The organism is Serratia marcescens subsp. marcescens ATCC 13880 (genome assembly GCF_017299535.1).
In the GTDB taxonomy this organism is placed as follows: domain Bacteria; phylum Pseudomonadota; class Gammaproteobacteria; order Enterobacterales; family Enterobacteriaceae; genus Serratia; species Serratia marcescens.
This window is the reverse complement of sequence record NZ_CP071238.1, coordinates 4,621,806-4,642,124: the sequence shown is the minus strand read 5'-3', so window position 1 is coordinate 4,642,124 and position 20,319 is coordinate 4,621,806. Positions and strand designations below refer to the sequence as shown.

Sequence of the window (20,319 nt, the reverse complement as noted above, 5' to 3'; positions counted from 1 at the left end):
ATGACTACTCTGCGCAAACTTCCTCTGGCACTGGCTGTCGCCGCCGGTGTTCTCTCTACTCAGGCGCTGGCCGTGGATTTCCACGGTTACGCCCGTTCCGGCATCGGCTGGACCGGCAGCGGCGGTGAGCAACAGTGCTTCAAGGCCACCGGCGCCGCGAGCAAATACCGTCTCGGCAACGAATGCGAAACCTACGCCGAACTGAAACTGGGGCAGGAAGTGTGGAAAGAAGGCGACAAGAGCTTCTATTTCGACACTAACCTGGCCTATTCGGTCTCGCAGCGTTCCGACTGGGAAGACGTGACGCCGGGCTTCCGCGAAGTGAACGTGCAGGGTAAAAACCTGATCGAGTGGCTGCCGGGCTCCACGCTGTGGGCCGGTAAGCGTTTCTATCAGCGTCATGACGTTCACATGATCGACTTCTACTACTGGGATATCTCCGGCCCGGGCGCCGGTCTGGAAAACATCGATCTGGGCTTCGGCAAGCTGTCCGCCGCCGTGACCCGCAACTCCGAATCCGGCGGCTCTTACGGCTATCTGGATAACGAATGGAAACAGCGTCCGACCGTCAACGACACTTTCGACCTGCGTCTGGCCGGCCTGGAGTTGAACCCGGGCGGCACCCTGGAGCTGGGCGTGGACTACGGCCGCGCCAATGCGCAGGATAACTACCGCCTGGCCGACGGCGCCAGCAAAGACGGTTGGATGTTCACCGCGGAACACACGCAGAGCATCCTGAACGGTTACAACAAGTTCGTGCTGCAGTACGCGACCGACTCGATGACCTCGCAGAACAACGGCCGCAACGAAGGCGCCACCATCGATAACAACGGCAAGATGATCCGCGTGCTGGATCACGGCGCCATCGACTTCAACGATCAATGGGCGCTGATGTATGTCGCCATGTTCCAGGACATCGACCGCGACAACAACAACGGCACCACCTGGTACACCGTGGGCGTGCGCCCGATGTACAAATGGACGCCGATCATGAGCACCTTGCTGGAAGCCGGCTATGACAACGTCAAGTCCCAACGCACCGGCGATCGCAACGGCCAGTATAAAGTGACCCTGGCGCAGCAATGGCAGGCGGGCAACAGCATCTGGTCGCGTCCGGCCATCCGCCTGTTCGCCACCTACGCCAAGTGGGATGAGAAGTGGGGCTACGCCACCGGCGATGACACCGGGTATAACGCCGGCACCGCTTACAACGACACCAGCATGCATACCTTCAGCCGCGGCAAGGATGACGAAGTCACCTTCGGCGCCCAGATGGAAATTTGGTGGTAACGACAGGACGGGGAGGGCCGCAGGCCCTCCCCCAACCGCATTCGCCGCGGCCGGATCTCTTGCCTGATCCATCGCGGCGCTGAAAGAGGATATAACGATGAAAAAGAATCTGCTGTCACTCTGCCTGTCGCTGGCGCTGACCGTCGGCGCGCCTCTGGCGGCCAATGCCGATACGCCGGCCAACGTTTCCGTCGCGCCGGCCATCAGCGCCGCCACGCTGCAAAGCCTGCCGTGGCAGCCGCTGCAGCCGCCGGTGTCGCAAGAAGTGAAGCTCGACGCCGTCAGCCCGCAGCTCAATCAGGGCGAGATCCAGGGGGCGATCGCCGCCTATACCCTGCCGGCCGATCGCGGTTCGCTGGAAGTGACGCTGAGCAGCCTCGCCAAGAACAATTCGCTGTACGCGCCGAGCGTGCTGGTGCTGGACGAGCATCTGCGCCCGGCGGCATATTACCCGAGCAGCTATTTCCCGTATCAGCCGCCGGGGGCGATGTCCTCCGATCGTCTCGAAGGCACGCTGAAGCTGACGCCGGCGCTCGGGCAAAAACAGATTTACCTGCTGGTGTACACCACCCGCCAGGATTTGGCGAAAACCACGCAGCTGACCAATCCGGCCAAGGCCTATGCGCAGGGCGTGGGCAACGCGGTGCCGGATATCCCGGATCCGATCGCCGGCCACGCGACGACCGGCACGCTGAAGCTTAAGGTCACCGCGGAACAGGGCACCGGCAACGTGATGATCGGCATGCTGCAGCCTGCGCCGACCGTGGCGCCGGTGGTGGTGGGATCAACCGCACCGGCCGCCGTGGCGGCGCCGGCACCGACCCCGGAGAAACCGGCGGAGCCGATGCTCGACGATACCGAAAGCTACTTCAATAACGGCATCAAGCAGGCGGTGAAGGCGGGCGATATCGACAAGGCGCTGAAGCTGATGAATGAGGCCGAGAAGTTGGGCTCGACCACTGCGCGTAAAACGTTTATCAGCAGCGTTAAAGGCAAGGGGTAACACCCGGCGCTGCCGATGCTGGCTCGATGATTGGTGCGCCTTGGCGCACCTTTTTTCATCCGCGCGCCAGCGTTGCGCCGATCAGCGTCAGCAGACGGGGGTTGTCCACCTGCTGCATGATGCGCACCGGCTTGCCCTGCGGCGGCGGCAGGCCGACCGTCAGGCGCAGGCCGCCCGGTCGCCAACGGCGTGAGCTGCCGCGCGTCAACGCCCCTTCCAGCGCCACATCCACATGGAACATTTCGGTCGTGACCAACTGCGGTTCCAACAGCCAGGCGATTACCAGCGCATCATGGATCCAGCAGCCCGGCAGGCGCCGCGTATGGCGCGAATAGTCGATCCACGGCTGTGTGGTGGCGCGCAAATAGCGGCACAGCGGCGTATCCGGCTGGGTCAGTGCGGCCAGATCCGCCTGGGTCAGCATGGTCTGGGTGGTGACGTCCAGCGGGGCCAGCGTGATATTGGCGCCGCTGTTCAACACCAGCCGCGCCGCTTCCGGATCCAAACCAAAATTGGTGTCCTTGATGTATCCTTCGACGTTGAACACGCCGCCCATGATCACGATCTCTTTCACCGCCTGCGCCATCTGCGGGTACAGCTGCATGGCGTGCGCAACGTTGGTCAGCGGGCCGATCGCCGCCAACGTGATCTCGCCGGGATGCCGGCAGATCAGTTCGCCGATGGCGATGGCGGCGTCCGGTGCGGGCGCGTTGGCCAGCGGGGGCGCGGGCAGGTCGCGCCACAGCGCTGCCAGCTTGGGATCGGCGATTGGGCGGTCCAGATGCGCGCGCCATGGCTCTGGCGGCTCGCTCAGGGCGCGCGCCGCGCCGAGGGCGACCGGCACCTGGTAGCCGCTTTGCGCCAGCAGATCGGTGGCGACGGCGAAGCCCACTTCGCGCGGGGTATTGCCGGCCACGATGCTGATCAGCTCCAGCTGCAGCTGCGGTTTGGCCGCCAGCGCCAGGGCCAGCGCCAGACCGTCGTCGACGTTGGCGCCGGGAACGCCGTTACCGGGATCGCAATCAATGATTAAACGCATAGTAAGGTGTCCTGAAAAACCGCTAACAGCCGCATGAATGGCGGATGCGCAGTTGAAAAGCGAATTCATGCAGCTCGGCGGGCGCGGCGCCGGCGGCCAGCATGGCGATGGCCCGCTTGGCCATGGCGTCGATCGGCTGCTCGACCGCGCTGAGCGGCGGCACGCTGAATTCGGATTGCTGCGTGCCGTTAAAACAGATCAGCGCCAGATCGTCCGGCGCGCGCAGCCCATGTTCCGCCAGCGCCGACAGGCAGCCGAGCGCCTGCTGCTCGTTGGAGGTGAAAACGGCGCGTGGGCGCGGGCCTTGCACCATGCGCTGGGTGGCCTGGTAGCCGCCCTGGCGAGTGTAGGGGACCTCGAAAATCCACTCGTCGCGCGGCGCGATGCCCGCCTCCAGCAGCGCATCGCGCCAGCCGTTCAGGCGATCCTGCGCGTTGAGCATGGTTAGCGGGCCGATAAAAATGCCGATGTCGCGATAGCCGTGCTGCAGCAGATGGCGGGTCGCCTGGCAGGCGGCGTCGCGCTCGTCGACGCGAATGGCGCAGACCCCGGCCTGGCTGTCGATGGTATCTATCATCACACAGGGCGTGCCGGAGGCGCGGATCAGCTCGAACCACGGATGGCGATCGACGCTGGTGTACAACAGGCCGTCGACCTGGCGGCGCAGCAGGTTGTTGATCAGCTCATATTCGCGCTGCCGGTCGTCGCCGGCGTCGCCCAGCAGCAGCACGCGGCCGCGGCTGAAGGCCTCTTGCTGCAGCGCCCGCGCCAGCGTGGCGAAGAACGGATTGGAAATATCCGGCACCACCAGCCCATAGGTTTGCGTGCTGCCGGAGGCCAATGCCCGCGCGATGTCGTTCGGCCGGTATCCGGTCTGCTCGATCGCCGCCAGCACGCGCAGCCGGGTGGCTTCCGCCACCGGGCGCGGGCCGTTGTTGATCACATAGCTGACCACGGCGACGGAGGTGCCCGCTATGCGAGCCACGTCGGCGCGGGTCACGCGGCGCGCGGAGTGATTATCCAAATTGAGGTCCTGTTCGCCTTCCCGCTACGCGGCATCCTGCGGCAGGTTGAGATCGCGGCCGCGGGTTTCGGGAGCAAAGAAGGTGGTGATTAAGCCGATGGCCGCCATTACAACAAAATAGCAGGCGACAGGCCACCAGTGACCGAAACCGGACAGCAGCGCGGTGGCGATCAGCGGCGCGGTGCCGCCGGAGAGGATCGACCCAAGCTCCTTGGCGAACGCCATTTTGGAGTAGCGGTTCTTCACGCCGAACAGTTCGACGCCATAGGCCGCCTGTACGCCGAAGATCCCCAGCGATGCGATGCACATGCCGACCACGATCACCGAGATGATGATCGCCGGCTCACGGCTGTCGAGCAGCCAGAACGCCGGGAAAGCGTACAGCACCAGCAGCAGGCAGAACCACCGGTAGGTGATGCGGCGGCCGAAGCGATCGGAGAGCCAGCCGGCCAGCGGGATCACCAGAAAACCGCACAGTGAGGCGATCAGCACCGCCAGCGCCGGCACTGATTTATCGACCATCAGCACCTTGGCGACATAGCCGACGATAAAGCCCTGGCACAGGTAGGAGGGGCCGTTTTCGCCGATGCGCAGGCCGAGCATCACCCAGAACGCCTTGGTGCGTTGCAGGTAGCTGCGTGAGTCCGGCGCGGTCTGGGCGGCGTCCAGCATGCGCTGGTGGTTTTGCTGCAGCTCGCGTTCGAACACCGGCGTTTCCCGCACGTGGCGGCGCAGGTACAGCGCCGCGCCGGCGATCAGAATGCTGGCGAGGAACGGAATGCGCCAGCCCCAGCTCATCAGATCTTCCTTGTCCAGCTGCAGCACCAGCAGCCACACCAGCGACGCCAGCAGGGTGCCGCTGTTGGAGCCGATGGCGATGATCGACGCGACCAGCCCGCGCCGCTTGGCCGGCGCGTATTCCGCCAGCATCACCGCCCCGCCGGACAGCTCCGCACCGGCGCCGAACCCCTGCGCGAAGCGCAGGATCACCAGGCAGGCGGGCGCCCAGACGCCGATTTGCGCATAGGACGGGATCAGACCGATCAATGTGGTGGAGAGGCCCATCAGCGCCACGGTGGTGATCAGCACCACGCGGCGGCCTTTGCGGTCGCCGATCCAGCCGAACACCAGCGCGCCGATCGGCCGCGCGACGAAGCCGACGGAGTAGGTGGCGAAACTGGCCAGCAGCGCCACCAGCGGCGTGGCTTCGGGGAAGAACACGTCGCCGAACACCATGCCGGCCGCCAGGCCGTACAGCGCGAAGTCGACGTATTCCATGGCGGTGCCGAGCCAGCAGGAGAAGGTGGCGCGCCAAAATTGGCTGCGCCCCTCTTTGGTTGCCAGGCGTTCATCGGCCGCCAGCGCGGCGTCGGCGGTCTGTGAAGGGGCAAGCGTTGTTTCGCTCATGGCAGTGCTATCCTCTTTTGTTCTGCGCCTGGAGGGGCGCGGTTAAAGATGGTTTCCCTGGTGCCGGCAACAAAGGTGTGCCGACAAATCATGTCGGACGCATGGCGATTCAACGCTGCCGTATCAGGGTATCTACGCGCGTAGATAACACAACGCGAGGAAGCTGAAACTTTGCGGGCGATCACAGAATCGTCAGCGCGCCGGGAAACGAAGATAGAGAATGCGGATGGCAAAAAGATGACAGAACCCCGGTTTTTCCGGTCGACAGACCTGCCGTTTTCGCCACGAATCAGCCTGCCGCTTTCGCATTTCTGCGCTACAATGGGGGCCTGTTAACAGTTTGTATCGTCTGGCGCGCCGTACCGGCTGCGGTTCAGGCGAGGAGTAAAGCAATGTCTGGCATCAGGGATTCCATCCTGCCGCCGCTGGAGTGGTTATCCGAACAGGATCCTCCGGCGCCCGCCGCCGTCAGCGACTGGCTGATGGAGTTAGGCTCCATGACCCGCCGATTTGAACGCCATTGCACCCAGGTGCGCGTTGAACCGCAGCGCGAATGCTTCGTCACGCGCGAGGCGCTGGGCGACGAGGCGAACCACCTGCCCGACAGCCCGCGCTACTGGCTGCGCGAAGTGGTGCTGCTGGGCGACGGCCAGCCCTGGCTGCTGGGGCGCACGGTGATCCCGGAACATACGCTGACCGGCCCCGACCAGGCGCTGGTGGATCTGGGCACGCTGCCGCTGGGGCGCTATTTGTTCAGCAGCGGCGATCTGACCCGCGACTATATCCATATCGGCCGACAGGACGCGCTGTGGGCGCGTCGTTCACGGCTGCGGCTGGCGGGCAAGCCGCTGCTGCTGACCGAACTGTTTTTACCGGCTTCACCGCTGTATTCAGCGGTTCCTGCATAAGAGAGGAGAACAAGACGTTGGAGGGAAGCGTGACTCAAAGTAAATGGCGGGCTTACAGCCATTTGATGCGCATTGATAAACCGATCGGCACGCTGTTGCTGTTGTGGCCGACGCTGTGGGCGCTGTGGCTGGCCGGGAAAGGCGTGCCGCCGCTGTCGATTCTGGTGGTGTTCGTGCTCGGCGTGTTCCTGATGCGCGCCGCCGGCTGCGTGGTGAATGACTACGCCGATCGCGCGGTGGACGGCTACGTAAAGCGCACCGCCGGGCGGCCGATGCCGAGCGGCCGGGTGAGCGCGAAAGAGGCCAAAGTGCTGTTCGTGGTGCTGGTGCTGATTTCGTTCTGTCTGGTGTTGACGCTGAATGCGATGACCATCTGGCTGTCGCTGGCGGCGCTGGCGCTGGCCTGGGTGTATCCGTTTATGAAGCGGGTGACCAACCTGCCGCAGTTCGTGCTGGGCGCCGCGTTCGGCTGGGGCATTCCGATGGGCTATGCGGCGGTCAGCGAATCGTTGCCGCTCAGCTGCTGGCTGCTGCTGCTGGCGAACATCTGCTGGACGGTAGCCTATGACACGCTGTATGCGATGGTCGATCGCGACGATGATCTGAAAGTCGGCATCAAGTCCACCGCCATCCTGTTCGGGCGTTATGACAAGCTGATCGTCGGGCTGTTGCAGTTCGCGACGTTGTTGCTGCTGGCGTGGGTTGGTTATCTGGCGCAGCTCGGCGGCGCGTTTTACTGGTCGCTGTTGCTGGCGGGCGCGCTGTTCATTCACCAGCAGAAGCAGATCGCCGGGCGCGAGCGCGAAGCCTGCTTCAAGGCCTTCCTGCAGAACAACTATGTCGGGCTGGTGGTGTTTATCGGCATCGCGCTGAGCTATCTGCCGGCGTAACGGTTTCCTGCAGCAAGAAAAAAGGCACCCCAAGGGGTGCCTTTTGTGTTTTCGCGCCGGGCGAAATCACTCGTCTTTCTCTTCTTCCGCATCGGTTTGCGGCAGAGCGTTAGTCTCTTCCGGCATGTTGACGCTTTCGATGGTCAGCTTGATTTCCGGCGTGATCAGATCGCTCAGCATGCTGTACACCTCGAGGGTGTGCTCGCGGATCGCATCGCCGCTGTCGTTGATGTAACCTTCTTCACGCAGCGTCGCCACCAGGGTGGAGAACACCGCCTTGTCGAAGAACTCCGGCGCGTTGATGCCGTGCAGCACCGACAGACGCTGCGCCATGATGCGGCTCTCTTTTTCCAGCGCGCCGCGGTTGATGCTCGGGTTGGCGCTGAGGATCGACATGGTGATGGCGTAGCGTTGCAGGGTTTCGCGCACCCCGGCGGCCAGCAGCTGCAGCGGGCGAATGCGCGCCGGGTTGAGCACCAGATCGTCGCCTTTGTCGCAGATCAGCTGTTGACGGATCAGCTCGTCGATCATCGGCCGCAGCACTTCCGGCAGCTGTTCCTTGTCGTTATGCAGGAACAGCTCGGCTTTCAGCATCGGGTAGATCATGCCGATCTGGCGCAGCAGCTCGGCGCGCGATACCCGGCGGTGATGCATCACGATGCTGGCGATCAGCGACGGCAACACCAGCAGGTGGTGGATGTTGTTGCGGTAATAGGTCATCAGCACCGCCTGTTCGCGCGGCAGAATGATGATGTCGCCGATGTTGTCCTTTTCCACCTCGAACTTGTTCATGTTCAGCGCGTGATCCAGCAGCTCGTCCGGCGTTTGCGTCGGTACGGTGACGTCATGCGCGTAAGGCGCGTTGCGCATCAGCTGCAGGTAGCACTCGAGCTGTTCGACCAGCTGTTCGCGGGTCAGCGAACGCTGACGCGAGGCCAGCAGCGCGGTGGAACACAGGTTCATGGCGTTGGCCGCGGCGGCATTGTTGATGCGCACCATGATCTGGCCGGCCAGATCGTTGACCGTCGGCGTCAGCCAGCTTGGACGCTGAGCTTCGATCGGATCGATCGACTCGCGCCACTGCGGCACGTTCTGGTTGAGGTAAGCTGTCAACGGCAGCGGTTCGCCGAAGTTGACGTAACCCTGACCCAGGTTGCGCAGCTTGCGCAGGCCGCGCAGCATCTGCGGCAGGCTCTCTTTTTCCTTGGTGGCGCCGCGCAGCTCTTTGGCGTAGGTACCCACTTCCATCACGTGCTCGTAACCGATGTAAATCGGCACCAGCGTGATCGGACGGGTGCCGCCGCGCAGCATCGCCTGAATGGTCATCGACAGGGTGCCGGTCTTCGGCTCCAGCAGGCGCCCGGTGCGGGAACGGCCGCCTTCCACGAAGTATTCCACCGAGTAACCGCGGGTGAACAGCTCGCCGAGGTATTCGCGGAACACCGTCGAGTACAGCTTGTTGCCCTTGAAGGTGCGGCGGATGAAGAACGCGCCCAGGCGACGGAAGATCGGGCCGGCCGGCCAGAAGTTGAGGTTGATGCCCGCGGCGATGTGCGGCGGCACCAGGCCCTGGTGATACAGCACGTAGGACAGCAGCAGATAGTCCATGTGGCTGCGGTGGCAGGGCACGTAGACGATCTCGTGGCCGTCCTGCGCCAGCTGGCGCACGCGCTCGGCGTTGGTGACGTTGATGCCCTGATACAACCGGTTCCAGGTCCAGCTCAGCACGCGATCGGACAGACGCACGGTTTCGTAGGAGAAGTCGGCGGCGATCTCTTCCATCAACGCGATGGCGTTCTGCTGGGCCTTCTCGTGCGAGATCTTCTTGCTGCGCGCTTCGTCCTCGACCGCTTTTTCGATCGCTTTGGACGCCAACAGCTTGTTGAACAGATCCTGACGGGCCGGCAGGCTTGGGCCCACCGCGGCCAGGCGCTGGCGCGAGAAGTGCATGCGCGCCACGCGCGCCAGTTTCTGCGCGATGGTTTTATCCGTGCCGTGTTCGGTAGCCATGCGGCGCAGCGACACGGTGTTGGAGAAGCGTACGAAGCTGTCGCGGCCGAGCCACAGCACGGCGAAGAATTTCTGCACGCCGTTCAACAGACGCAGGTGCGGCGTGCCGTGGCCTTCGCGGCCCGGCGAGCGGCCGAACATGACCGAAACAGGCAGCATTTGAATGTCGAGATCCGGGTTGCTGCGATGCAGATCCAGATAGTCGTGGAACAGCTTTACCGACTCTTCTTTCGGGGTGTAGTAGCGGAACACGCGCGGGCCGTCGTGAATGAACACGTAGCTCGGCAGCACGGTGCCGTCGATCTCCAGCGAGTTGAGCGGATCGGGCAGATCCTGCGCCAGGCACTGGGTGCGCAGCGTCAGCAAATCCGCCTTGGAATTGTAAGGTAAAACATACAAAATCGGCCGTGAGGGATCCAACCCTAGCTCGGTAACCGGATCTGAAGGGATGACCTTACTTCTTACCAACAATTTAAGTGGTAAATTCAATATTTTATAATAAATTTTACGCCAACCTGACATAACAACGTGAAGCCTCTTGTTAGCAATGCGCCGCAAGCATACCAGAAACCGGGTAGCAGATCTGTGGTGTTCGAAAACCGAGAGCCGTCAGCGCGGACTGTTCTAGACTCTTTTTATTATGACCGACCTCTGAGAAAGGCACGAAAACATGGCAAACCAAGCAACCGGACTGACCCGCATCATCAAGGCCGCCGGCTATTCCTATAAAGGGCTATCCGCCGCCTGGCAGCACGAAGCGGCTTTCCGCCAGGAACTGGTGGTCACCCTTCTGGCTATCATACTGGCTGTCTGGCTGGATGTGGGTGCGATAGCGCGCATTTTATTGATCGGATCGGTAGCGCTGGTGATGATCGTCGAGATCCTGAACAGCGCGATCGAGGCGGTGGTGGATCGCATCGGCAGCGAACATCACGAGCTGTCCGGGCGGGCCAAGGACATGGGATCGGCGGCGGTGTCGCTGGCGATCGCGCTGGCGCTGTTCGTTTGGGGCACGGTCCTATGGCAGCATTTCGGCTGACGAAAAGCGCCTACTGACTGATTTTTATTTATTCTTCGGTTCCCAATCCGCGCTTACCTGTATATACTCACAGCAAGACTGTATAAACAAACAGGGGGCGGAATGAAAGCACTAACTACCAGACAGCAAGAGGTCTACGATCTGATTCGCGAGCACATTTCGCAAACGGGCATGCCGCCAACGCGTGCCGAGATCGCGATGCGTCTGGGGTTCCGTTCGCCTAACGCCGCCGAAGAACACCTGAAGGCGCTGGCACGCAAAGGCGTGATCGAAATCGTCTCCGGTGCCTCGCGCGGTATCCGTCTGCTGATGGAAGAAGAAGAAGGGCTGCCGCTGATCGGCCGCGTCGCCGCCGGCGAGCCGCTGCTGGCGCAGCAGCACATCGAAGGGCACTACCAAGTGGATCCTTCCCTGTTTAAACCGAGCGCCGATTTCCTGCTGCGGGTGAACGGCATGTCAATGCGCGACATCGGCATTCTGGACGGCGATCTGCTGGCGGTGCACAAAACGCAAGACGTGCGCAACGGCCAGGTCGTGGTGGCGCGGATCGAAGACGAAGTGACGGTCAAGCGCTTGAAAAAGCACGGCAATGTGGTTGAACTGCTGCCGGAGAACAACGAATTCCAACCGATAGTGGTCGATCTGCGTCAGCAGAATTTCACTATCGAAGGGCTGGCGGTCGGCGTGATCCGCAACGGCGACTGGATTTAATCGCCGGCCCATCACCGCCGCTCCCTGTATCAATCGCCCCTGTTTTGGGGCGTTTTTGTTTCTGACCTCGCCCTTTGTCACTCAGTCACAGGAACATCCCATCATGCGCCTGATTTCCGCCTTCACCAGCGACACCGATAAAGCCCTGTGGCGCCTCGCCCTGCCGATGATCTTCTCCAATATTACCGTGCCGCTGCTCGGGCTGGTGGACACCGCGGTGATCGGCCACCTCGACAGCCCGATCTACCTGGGGGGCGTGGCGATCGGCGCGGTGGCGACCAGCTTCCTCTTCATGCTGCTGTTATTCCTGCGCATGAGCACCACCGGCCTCGCGGCGCAAGCGCTGGGGGCACAGAACCCGCAAGCGCTGGCGCGCGCCTTTATGCAACCGCTGCTGCTGGCGCTGTTGGGCGGCGCGGCGATCGTCCTGCTGCGTTATCCGCTGATCGAACTGGCGCTGCGGATCGTCGGTGGCGATGGCGAGGTGCTGGAACAGGCGCGGCGTTTTCTTGAGATCCGCTGGTTAAGCGCCCCGGCGGCGCTGGCCAATCTGGTGCTGCTGGGCTGGCTGCTCGGCGTGCAGTACGTGCGGGCGCCGGTGATCCTGCTGATCGTCGGCAACCTGCTGAACATCGTGCTGGATATCTGGCTGGTGATGGGCCTGGGCTGGAACGTGCGGGGGGCGGCGGCGGCAACCGCCATCGCCGAATACGCTACGCTGCTGCTCGGGCTGTGGTTGGCGTGGCGGGTGATGCGCCTGCGCGGTATTACCCTGCAGATGCTGCGCCAGGCCTGGCGTGGCGATCTGCGTCGCCTGCTGGCGCTCAACCGCGACATCATGCTGCGTTCACTGTTGCTGCAACTGTGCTTTGCGTCGTTGACCATTTTCGGCGCTCGCCTGGGAAGCGAGGTGGTGGCGGTCAATGCGGTATTGATGAATCTGCTGACGTTCACCGCCTATGCGCTCGACGGTTTTGCTTATGCGGTGGAGGCTCATTCGGGCCACGCCTACGGCGCCCGGGACGACAGCCAACTGCGCAAGGTGTGGCACGCGGCCTGCAGGCAGGCAGGGCTGGTCGCGTTGGCCTTCGGCCTGGCGTATGCCGTTACCGGCCAGCAGATCGTGGCGGCATTGACCTCTTTGCCGGAACTGCGTGCGTTGGCCGCCCATTATTTACCCTGGCAGGTCATTCTGCCGCTGGTCGGGGTATGGTGCTATTTGCTGGACGGCATGTTTATCGGCGCCACGCGCGGCGCCGAGATGCGTAACAGCATGGCGGTGGCCGCTGCGGGATACGGTCTGGCGCTGTTCAGCGTGCCGCTGCTAGGCAACCACGGGCTCTGGCTGGCGCTGGCGGTGTTTCTGGCGCTGCGCGGCCTGGCGTTGGGCTGGATTTGGCACCGTCATCAGGTGCGCGGCAGCTGGTTTGCTGCACGCTAGGTCGAACGCTTTGTTGGGTTATTTATTAATTTATCTTATGTTTTATTCATGTTTGCTTACATGTTTTCAGTCCAGATCCGTTCGCGTTAGCTCGTTGTTTGTTGGCGTTTTTTGTTTTTATTGTGTTTTTTAATGGTTTTTTATTCTGCAAATTGGCTTTTTTATTTCCATGTTTAACTAGAATGAATCATGTGGCTGGTAAATGAAGGGGAGCGTTGCTTCTTAAGGTGAAGGGAGCATCAGCCAGAAAAGTTTCTGGTTAACCCCGGCCGGCGACAGGGATCACTGATTCACCACAGGTTAACGGAGAGACTATGAATAAAGATCAAGCCGACGGTAACTGGAAGCAGCTGAAAGGCAAAGTGAAAGAGAAATGGGGCAAGCTGACCGATGACGATCTGACGGTCATCGAAGGGAAACGCGAACAGCTGGTCGGCAAAATCCAGGAGCGCTACGGTTACCAGAAAGAGGCGGCCGAAAAAGAGGTGAAAGCCTGGGAAGATCACACCAAACACCGCTGGTAATCTGCAGGGCCGCCATTGAAGGCGGCTTGCACAGCGCAGGCCGGCGTCGCTCCATCCTCTGGCGCTCCGGCCGCAGGTACAGGGAGGTACCTGATTTTGTCTTACTTCTTCTTGATAGCGATGCTGTGATCGTGTTCGGCGCAGTCATGCTTGCTGTCGCAAGCTTCAACTTCCACGCAGCCGGCGCACAGACCGTGCGCTTCCACTACGCTGTGCCGCAGCGCAAATCCGGCCTCCTGAGCCAGCTTCTGCAGCGTTTCCTCTACGCCTTCGGTGGTGCGTTCGGTCACCTGGCCGCAGCGGTCGCAGATAAACAGCGCGGACGTATGCATCGGCTGTTCGAAGTGGTGGCACAGCACGTAGCTGTTGGCGGACTCCACCCTATGGATAAACCCTTGCTCCAGCAGAAAATCCAGCGCGCGGTAGACCGTCGGCGGCTTGGCCTGCGGTTCGGCGACGCGCAGCAGATCGAGCAGGTCGTAAGCGCTGATTGCACCGGGTTGCTGAGTCATCAGACGCAGCACTTCCAGCCGTTGCGGCGTCAATCGCACATTGCGTTGCTGGCAGAGGCGTTCCGCCTGCGCCAGCAGCTTTTCCTGGGTGGTTGAGTTCATCGCAAATATCCCGGTACGTAAAAAAGCCGATTTTACCATGATTACGGCGAATCGCCGAGAGTTGCCCCCTTTTCCCCTGAGGATAGCGCAGAGAAAGGCGCGCTGAGCGCGCTAAAAGAGAGATGCATCACAACTTTTCCCCTCCGCCGGACGGCAAATCAACGTTGCCGATTTTAGCGCTGGAGAGCAGCGGGCGAGAGCGGTATAACGCGCTTCATCCGCGTGATAAGCAGGAGCCTTGTGTGATGACGGAAAGAGAGAAGCTGTTAAGCGGCCTGGAGTACAACAGCCGCGATGAAGAACTGATCGCCCTGTACCATCGAGCCAGGGCGTTGACCAAAAGCCTGGAGGCGCTGGATTCGCATCAGGCGGACGAGAAAAATCGCCTGCTCGGCGAGCTGTTCGGCAGCTGGGGTGAGGCGAGCTGGATCGAAACGCCATTCTGGTGCGACTACGGGCAGCATGTCCGCATCGGCAAAAACTGTTTTATCAACGTCAATGCGGTGTTCCTCGATTGCAACACCATCACCATCGGCGACAACACGCTGATCGGCCCCAACGTGCAAATCTACACGCCGAGTCATCCGCTGAAGGCCGGTGAACGCTTTACCGGCGATCCGGCTTTTCCTTTCCGCACCTCGGCGCAGCCGGTGTCCATCGGCAGCAACGTGTGGATCGGCGGCAACGTGGTGATCCTGCCGGGAGTGACCATCGGCGATGGCACGACTATCGGCGCGGGCAGCATCGTCACCGGCGACATTCCGGCCAATGTGTTGGCGCTGGGGCAGCCGTGCCGGGTTATCCGCGCGTTGGAATAGGGCGCTGAATACGAATCGGCGGCCAGCGGTTTATCGGCGAGTGCGGGGCAAGGGGGGAGGAGGGGTCTTCTTATGGTGCGAATCGTCGTTTGGCAACTGGCGGTCATCGGCCAAGGCCTGACGTGCGGCCGCAAGGCGGCTCATGACGGTGCCGATTGGCACCGCCAGCACTTTCGCCGCTTCCCGGTAGGACAGCCCTTCGACATACACCAAAAACAGCGCGTTGCGCTGGGCCGCTGGCAGCCGGCTTACGCGCCGCATCACTTCATTGAGCCAGACTGGCTGTTCACCGTTGTCCGCATCGCCAAGCTCTTCCGCCGCCATGCAGCCTTGCCCCTGGCGAAGATGCTGGGCGCGAACTTCATTGAGCCAGATGGAGTGCAGGATGGAAAACAACCAGCGATCCAGGTGAGAACCGGGGGTGAATTGCGCGGCGCGCTCCAGCGCACGCACGCAGGTCGCCTGCACCAGATCGTCGGCGATATCCCGCCGGTGCGAAAGCACCAGCGCATAGCGCCACAGGCGGGAGAGATAGTGGCCGAGTTCATCGCGTATCGCATCGCCGCTGATAGTCACCTCCGCAGGCGCGTCGGATCAAGATTCCGGGTGGCGGTCGATGGCTGCCGCCAAATCACGGTACTCCTCGCACCCGGTGCCGCACAGCGACTGGATCACCTGCAGCTGTTGGCGCGCCAGGTCGGGCCGCCCTTTCAGCATATAGGCTTCCCCCAGGTACTCGCGCACTTTGGGGTATTTCGGATCGAGGGCGACTGATTTTAAATAATAGCCGATACCCTCATCGGTGCGGCCAAGTTTGCGCGTGGCGTAGCCGCGATAATTCAGTGCGACGGCGGTGTTGGGATTTTTAAGCGTGTTGAGCATATCGATCGCTTCCTGATAGCGGCCGCTTTTCGCCAGTGCATAGGCATAGTTAGTGCGGTCGGCGTCGTCGACTTTGCTGCTTTTATCCACCGTGCAGGTCTGGGTTTTACTGTCATAGACCTGGCCTTTCGGACAGGTCGGCGGGGTTTGGCCGCTGCCGTCGCCGCCCATCGCCAGCGCCCCGCCGGAAAACAGCAGGCAGCCGGCAATGGTCGATGCCAGCAGGCGTTTAATGAAGCTGTTCATGGTTGTGTCCTCAAGGCAGAGGCGCCGTGCGCGCCCGTAATGAGATAACACCTGAACGCGTGAATTTATTCGCCTTACTCCCGCTTATTTACGCCGCCGGCAAGGCGGTTTTCCCAACGGCGCCGATTGTCGCTATAATAGCCGTTTGCGGCCGCGCGCCGTTCGTTGAACCCAGACAGACTCAGGTAGCCAGTAACTCAGCATGACGAAAGACAACCACGCCCCAACCTACGCCGCCAATCGCTTCTCCATCGCGCCAATGCTCGACTGGACCGATCGTCATTGCCGTTACTTCCACCGCCTGCTGACCAAGGAAACGCTGCTGTACACCGAAATGGTGACCACCGGCGCGATCATACACGGCAAGGGTGACTACCTGGCCTACAGCGAAGAAGAGCATCCTGTGGCGCTGCAGCTGGGCGGCAGCGATCCGGCCTCGCTGGCGCACTGCGCCAAACTGGCGGAGCAGCGCGGTTATGACGAGATTAACCTCAACGTCGGCTGTCCGTCCGATCGCGTGCAAAACGGCATGTTCGGCGCCTGCCTGATGGGCCAGGCGACGCTGGTCGCCGACTGCATCAAGGCGATGCGCGACGTCGTATCGATACCGGTGACGGTGAAGACCCGCATCGGCATCGACGATCAGGACAGCTACGCCTTCCTATGCGACTTTATCCAGACCGTCGCCGGGCGCGGCGAGTGCGACATGTTCACTATCCACGCTCGCAAAGCCTGGCTCTCCGGCCTCAGCCCGAAAGAGAACCGCGAAGTGCCGCCGCTGGACTACCCGCGCGTTTATCAGTTGAAGCGGGATTTCCCGGCGCTGACCATCGCCATCAACGGTGGAGTGAAAACGCTGGAAGAGGCGCAACAGCACCTGCAGCATCTGGACGGCGTGATTATGGGGCGCGAGGCGTACCAGAATCCGGGCATCCTGGCGCGGGTCGACAGCGAACTGTTCGGCGCGCAGACCGCGGTGCCGGACAGCGTGGCGATCGTCGAAGCGCTGTATCCGTATATTGAGCGCGAGCTGTCCAACGGCACCTATCTCGGCCACATCACCCGCCACATCCTCGGTTTGTTCCAGGGGGTGCCGGGCGCGCGCCAGTGGCGTCGCCACCTGAGCGAGAACGCCCACAAGCCGGGCGCCGATGCGCGGGTGGTGGAGCAGGCGCTGGCGTTGGTGCGTCAGCCGCGCGTCGAAATGGCGTAACCCACAAAAAGTTTGACCAATAGTTAGTCTTTTTCGCCAGGCATTCGGCGTGTTGCCGGATGTCTGCCCCGTTTTTTCAATAGGTTAGCCCTTCCGCCGTTCTGGCACGCTTCTTGTAATCCACTCTGCAGATACGTTGAGTTGCAAAGGAGCAATCATGTTGGAAATCTTCTTTCTCATTGGCTTTGTGGTGATGCTGATGGTGACCGGCATCTCGCTGCTGGGGATCTTCGCTGCGCTGTTGGCGGCGGCGGCGTTCATGCTGTTGGGCGGGTTGTTCGCGGTGGTGATTAAGCTGTTGCCGTGGTTGATTTTGGCGGTGGTTGGGGTATGGATTTACCGTTCGATGCAGAAACCCCAGATCCGGCGTTACTGATTTTTTGCCGAATAATCAGTCAGTCGCGATGAAACTTGCATAACTGCCCGCCACGCTAATGCGGCAGCGATCACAGCTTGGCAGTTTTACCCGGCGATGTGGCACATAAAGCGTGTTTTTTGCCGGACGGGGCTGTTAGGATGTTGGTCGATGCAGTGATGCGACCGATTTCATCACCGTGAGAGACAACCAAAATTCGTGTTGCTGAAGCAACCCCCGGTCTCTGGCGGACTCTGCTCTACCCCTACAAAACGCAGTAACAGAAAGGGCTCCGCAAGGAGCCCTTTTCTTTTGCCGCGATCAGGGGATCAGCAGACTGGAGCCACTGGTGCTGCGGCTTTCCAATACTTGGTGTGCCCGCTGGGCGTCGGCCAGCGCGAATTTCTGCTCTTCTTTCACTTCCACCCGAATGGCGCCGCTGCCGATCAGGGAGAACAGCTCGTTGCTGGCGTACTGCAGCTCGGCTCGGTTGGTGATGTAGCCGTTGAGGGAAGGGCGGGTGACGTACAGCGAGCCCTTCTGATTCAGCAGCGCCAGATCGACGCCGGTCACCGGGCCGGAGGCGTTGCCGAAGCTCACCATCAGGCCGCGCCGCTTCAGGCTGTCGAGTGAGGCCAGCCAGGTGCTTTTACCCACCGAATCGTACACCACGCCGACCTTCTCGCCCTGCGTCAGCTCGGCCACCCGCTGGGCGATATCCTCTTTGTGGTAGTTGATGGTGGCCCAGGCGCCGGCCTGTTTCGCCAGCGCGGCCTTCTCGTCGGAGCCGACGCTGCCGATCAGGCGCGCACCCAGCGCTTTCGCCCACTGGCAGGCGATCAGCCCGACGCCGCCGGACGCGGCATGGAACAGGAACACTTCACCCGGTTGCACGTCATAGGTCTGGCGCAGCAGGTAGTATACCGTCAGCCCTTTGAGTAAAGAGGCTGCACCCTGTTCAAAACTCAGGTTGTCCGGCAGCAGCGCCACGCGTTCTGCCGAGACGTTGTGGATCTCGCTGTAGGCGCCGAGCGCCGATTGCGCATACACCACCCGGTCGCCAGGTTTGAGGAAGCTGACCCCGGCGCCGACCTTGGTCACCACGCCGGCCGCCTCGGTGCCGAGGCCGCTCGGCAGGCTCGCCGGCGCATACAGGCCGCTGCGTACATAGGTATCGATGTAGTTGATGCCGATCGCCTTGTTCTCGATCTGCACTTCGCCGGCAGCCGGATCGAGCGGTGTAAAATCAACGTATTGCAAGACTTCCGGCCCGCCGGTGGCGGAGAATTGAATGCGCTTGGCCATGTTCTACCCTCATTTGGTTATCTGAATTCACCCTATGCCTTTTGGCTGCGGAGATCTAGCCTGCCCGTGCGCCGGCCTGTGGCAATTATGCGGCGGAATCGTGCGGAAAAATCACGTATACTCTTGCGTCAGCAGCCTCACCCTCATTCGCAACCGGATAAAGACTACGTTTCATGGCAGGAAAAAAACCAACCAACAAAACAAACGCGGACGAAACCAGAGAGCGTTCCAGAGATCGTCAGATGGAAGGGCTGAAGATGCCGCCGCACTCGCTGGAGGCAGAACAGTCGGTGTTGGGCGGTTTGATGCTGGATAACGAGCGCTGGGACAACGTGGCGGAGCGCGTGGTCGCCAACGACTTCTTCAGCCGCCCGCACCGCCTGATCTTTACCGAGATGCAGCGTCTGCTGGAGATGAGCAAGCCGATCGACCTCATCACCCTGTCCGAATCGCTCGAGCAGAAGGGCGAGCTGGACTCGGTCGGCGGCTTCGCCTACCTGGCCGAGCTGTCGAAAAACACCCCGAGCGCCGCCAACATCGGCGCCTACGCGGACATCGTGCGCGAGCGCGCGGTGGTGCGCGAAATGATCTCGGTGGCTAACGAGATCGCCGACGCCGGCTACGATCCGCAGGGGCGCAGCAGCGAAGACCTGCTCGATCTGGCGGAATCCCGCGTGTTCCAAATCGCCGAGAACCGCGCCAGCAAAGACGAAGGCCCGAAGGGCATCGAGCGCATCCTGGAAGACACCGTGTCGCGCATCGAGCAGCTGTATCAGCAGCCGCACGACGGCGTGACCGGGGTCGATACCGGCTATCAGGACCTCAACAAGAAAACCGCGGGCATGCAAAAGTCCGATCTGATCATCGTCGCCGCCCGTCCTTCGATGGGGAAAACCACCTTCGCCATGAACCTGTGCGAAAACGCCGCGATGACCCAGGAAAAACCGGTGCTGATCTTCAGCCTGGAGATGCCCGGCGAGCAGATCATGATGCGTATGCTGGCGTCGCTGTCGCGCGTGGATCAGACGCGCATCCGTACCGGCCAGCTCGACGACGAGGACTGGGCGCGCATTTCCAGCACCATGGGCATCCTGCTGGAGAAGCGCAACATGTACATCGACGACTCCTCCGGCCTGACGCCGACCGAAGTGCGCTCGCGCGCGCGGCGTATTTTCCGCGAGCACGACGGGCTTAGCCTTATCATGATCGACTACCTGCAGTTGATGCGCGTGCCGGCCCTGTCCGACAACCGTACGCTGGAGATCGCCGAGATTTCGCGCTCGCTGAAGGCGCTGGCGAAAGAGCTGCAGGTGCCGGTGGTGGCGCTGTCGCAGCTGAACCGAAGCCTGGAGCAGCGCGCCGACAAACGCCCGGTCAACTCCGACCTGCGTGAATCCGGCTCTATCGAGCAGGATGCCGACCTGATTATGTTCATCTATCGTGATGAGGTGTATCACGAGAACAGCGATCTGAAAGGGATCGCGGAAATTATTATCGGTAAGCAGCGTAACGGCCCCATCGGCACCGTGCGCCTTACCTTTAACGGCCAGTGGTCGCGTTTCGACAACTACGCGGGGCCACAATACGATGACGAATAATC

The 20,319-nt window shown here is 61.7% G+C and carries 20 protein-coding genes; 12 read left to right on the top strand and 8 right to left on the bottom strand.

Annotated elements, in window-relative coordinates; all coding sequences use genetic code 11:
* Together J0F90_RS22205 and malM are read left to right on the top strand one after the other, a co-directional pair.
* Nucleotides 1–1,290 carry a maltoporin gene (locus J0F90_RS22205; RefSeq protein ID WP_028127550.1) on the top strand — a complete coding sequence of 430 codons (1,290 nt, stop codon included), beginning with the start codon at nucleotides 1–3 and terminating at the stop codon, nucleotides 1,288–1,290.
* Between the two features lie 97 nt (nucleotides 1,291–1,387).
* On the top strand, nucleotides 1,388–2,293 hold the full coding sequence (gene malM / locus J0F90_RS22200; RefSeq protein WP_033639260.1) for a maltose operon protein MalM: 906 nt from the start codon (nucleotides 1,388–1,390) through the stop codon (nucleotides 2,291–2,293).
* Nucleotides 2,294–2,348: 55 nt separating this feature from the next.
* Here the strand turns inward: malM and J0F90_RS22195 are convergent, their stop codons facing one another.
* From J0F90_RS22195 to J0F90_RS22185, 3 genes are read right to left on the bottom strand one after another with little or no spacing between them, the layout of a single operon-like run.
* A complete protein-coding gene (locus J0F90_RS22195) occupies nucleotides 2,349–3,332 on the bottom strand; it encodes a nucleoside hydrolase (protein ID WP_033639261.1) in 984 nt (327 codons plus the stop codon).
* A 22-nt stretch (nucleotides 3,333–3,354) separates the two neighbouring features.
* Complete coding sequence (locus J0F90_RS22190; RefSeq protein WP_033639262.1) at nucleotides 3,355–4,356, bottom strand: LacI family DNA-binding transcriptional regulator; 1,002 nt, start codon at nucleotides 4,354–4,356, stop codon at nucleotides 3,355–3,357.
* A gap of 24 nt (nucleotides 4,357–4,380) precedes the next feature.
* A complete protein-coding gene (locus tag J0F90_RS22185) occupies nucleotides 4,381–5,763 on the bottom strand; it encodes an MFS transporter (RefSeq protein ID WP_033639263.1) in 1,383 nt (460 codons plus the stop codon).
* A 392-nt stretch (nucleotides 5,764–6,155) separates the two neighbouring features.
* Between J0F90_RS22185 and ubiC the strand changes: the two genes are divergently transcribed.
* Nucleotides 6,156–6,671 carry a chorismate lyase gene (ubiC, locus tag J0F90_RS22180; protein WP_033639264.1) on the top strand — a complete coding sequence of 172 codons (516 nt, stop codon included), beginning with the start codon at nucleotides 6,156–6,158 and terminating at the stop codon, nucleotides 6,669–6,671.
* A gap of 17 nt (nucleotides 6,672–6,688) precedes the next feature.
* Complete coding sequence (gene ubiA / locus J0F90_RS22175) at nucleotides 6,689–7,561, top strand: 4-hydroxybenzoate octaprenyltransferase (RefSeq protein WP_033639265.1); 873 nt, start codon at nucleotides 6,689–6,691, stop codon at nucleotides 7,559–7,561.
* A 66-nt stretch (nucleotides 7,562–7,627) separates the two neighbouring features.
* On the opposite strand, the gene plsB is transcribed toward ubiA, so the two are convergent.
* Nucleotides 7,628–10,093: a glycerol-3-phosphate 1-O-acyltransferase PlsB gene (plsB, locus tag J0F90_RS22170; RefSeq protein ID WP_033639266.1), complete on the bottom strand. Its 2,466-nt coding sequence runs from the start codon at nucleotides 10,091–10,093 to the stop codon at nucleotides 7,628–7,630.
* Nucleotides 10,094–10,241: 148 nt separating this feature from the next.
* Between plsB and J0F90_RS22165 the strand changes: the two genes are divergently transcribed.
* From J0F90_RS22165 to J0F90_RS22150, 4 genes are all read left to right on the top strand, one after another.
* On the top strand, nucleotides 10,242–10,610 hold the full coding sequence (locus J0F90_RS22165; RefSeq protein ID WP_016930276.1) for a diacylglycerol kinase: 369 nt from the start codon (nucleotides 10,242–10,244) through the stop codon (nucleotides 10,608–10,610).
* 102 nt (nucleotides 10,611–10,712) lie between these two features.
* Nucleotides 10,713–11,321, top strand: a complete 609-nt coding sequence (gene lexA, locus J0F90_RS22160) for a transcriptional repressor LexA (protein ID WP_004936736.1) — start codon at nucleotides 10,713–10,715, stop codon at nucleotides 11,319–11,321.
* A 103-nt stretch (nucleotides 11,322–11,424) separates the two neighbouring features.
* Complete coding sequence (gene dinF / locus J0F90_RS22155) at nucleotides 11,425–12,762, top strand: MATE family efflux transporter DinF (RefSeq protein WP_033639267.1); 1,338 nt, start codon at nucleotides 11,425–11,427, stop codon at nucleotides 12,760–12,762.
* Between the two features lie 314 nt (nucleotides 12,763–13,076).
* Nucleotides 13,077–13,286, top strand: a complete 210-nt coding sequence (locus J0F90_RS22150; protein ID WP_004936743.1) for a CsbD family protein — start codon at nucleotides 13,077–13,079, stop codon at nucleotides 13,284–13,286.
* A gap of 101 nt (nucleotides 13,287–13,387) precedes the next feature.
* Here the strand turns inward: J0F90_RS22150 and zur are convergent, their stop codons facing one another.
* Nucleotides 13,388–13,900: a zinc uptake transcriptional repressor Zur gene (zur, locus tag J0F90_RS22145; protein ID WP_015379223.1), complete on the bottom strand. Its 513-nt coding sequence runs from the start codon at nucleotides 13,898–13,900 to the stop codon at nucleotides 13,388–13,390.
* 245 nt (nucleotides 13,901–14,145) lie between these two features.
* On the opposite strand from zur, the gene J0F90_RS22140 reads away from it, so the two are divergent.
* Nucleotides 14,146–14,718: a sugar O-acetyltransferase gene (locus tag J0F90_RS22140; protein ID WP_033639268.1), complete on the top strand. Its 573-nt coding sequence runs from the start codon at nucleotides 14,146–14,148 to the stop codon at nucleotides 14,716–14,718.
* A gap of 30 nt (nucleotides 14,719–14,748) precedes the next feature.
* Here J0F90_RS22140 and J0F90_RS22135 read toward each other — a convergent pair whose 3' ends face one another.
* Nucleotides 14,749–15,294 (bottom strand): RNA polymerase sigma factor, encoded by a 546-nt coding sequence (locus tag J0F90_RS22135; RefSeq protein WP_033639269.1) that lies wholly within the window; start codon nucleotides 15,292–15,294, stop codon nucleotides 14,749–14,751.
* An 18-nt stretch (nucleotides 15,295–15,312) separates the two neighbouring features.
* Complete coding sequence (locus J0F90_RS22130; RefSeq protein ID WP_033639270.1) at nucleotides 15,313–15,846, bottom strand: tetratricopeptide repeat protein; 534 nt, start codon at nucleotides 15,844–15,846, stop codon at nucleotides 15,313–15,315.
* 202 nt (nucleotides 15,847–16,048) lie between these two features.
* Here J0F90_RS22130 and dusA point away from each other — a divergent pair, with 202 nt between their 5' ends.
* Nucleotides 16,049–17,059 (top strand): tRNA dihydrouridine(20/20a) synthase DusA, encoded by a 1,011-nt coding sequence (dusA, locus tag J0F90_RS22125; RefSeq protein WP_033639271.1) that lies wholly within the window; start codon nucleotides 16,049–16,051, stop codon nucleotides 17,057–17,059.
* Nucleotides 17,060–17,216: 157 nt separating this feature from the next.
* Complete coding sequence (pspG, locus tag J0F90_RS22120; RefSeq protein ID WP_016930270.1) at nucleotides 17,217–17,435, top strand: envelope stress response protein PspG; 219 nt, start codon at nucleotides 17,217–17,219, stop codon at nucleotides 17,433–17,435.
* 300 nt (nucleotides 17,436–17,735) lie between these two features.
* Here pspG and J0F90_RS22115 read toward each other — a convergent pair whose 3' ends face one another.
* On the bottom strand, nucleotides 17,736–18,719 hold the full coding sequence (locus tag J0F90_RS22115; protein WP_033639272.1) for a quinone oxidoreductase: 984 nt from the start codon (nucleotides 18,717–18,719) through the stop codon (nucleotides 17,736–17,738).
* 173 nt (nucleotides 18,720–18,892) lie between these two features.
* Here J0F90_RS22115 and dnaB point away from each other — a divergent pair, with 173 nt between their 5' ends.
* Entirely contained in the window at nucleotides 18,893–20,317 is a 1,425-nt protein-coding gene (gene dnaB / locus J0F90_RS22110; protein WP_025160134.1) for a replicative DNA helicase, read from the top strand.
* Nucleotides 20,318–20,319 lie beyond the last annotated feature (2 nt).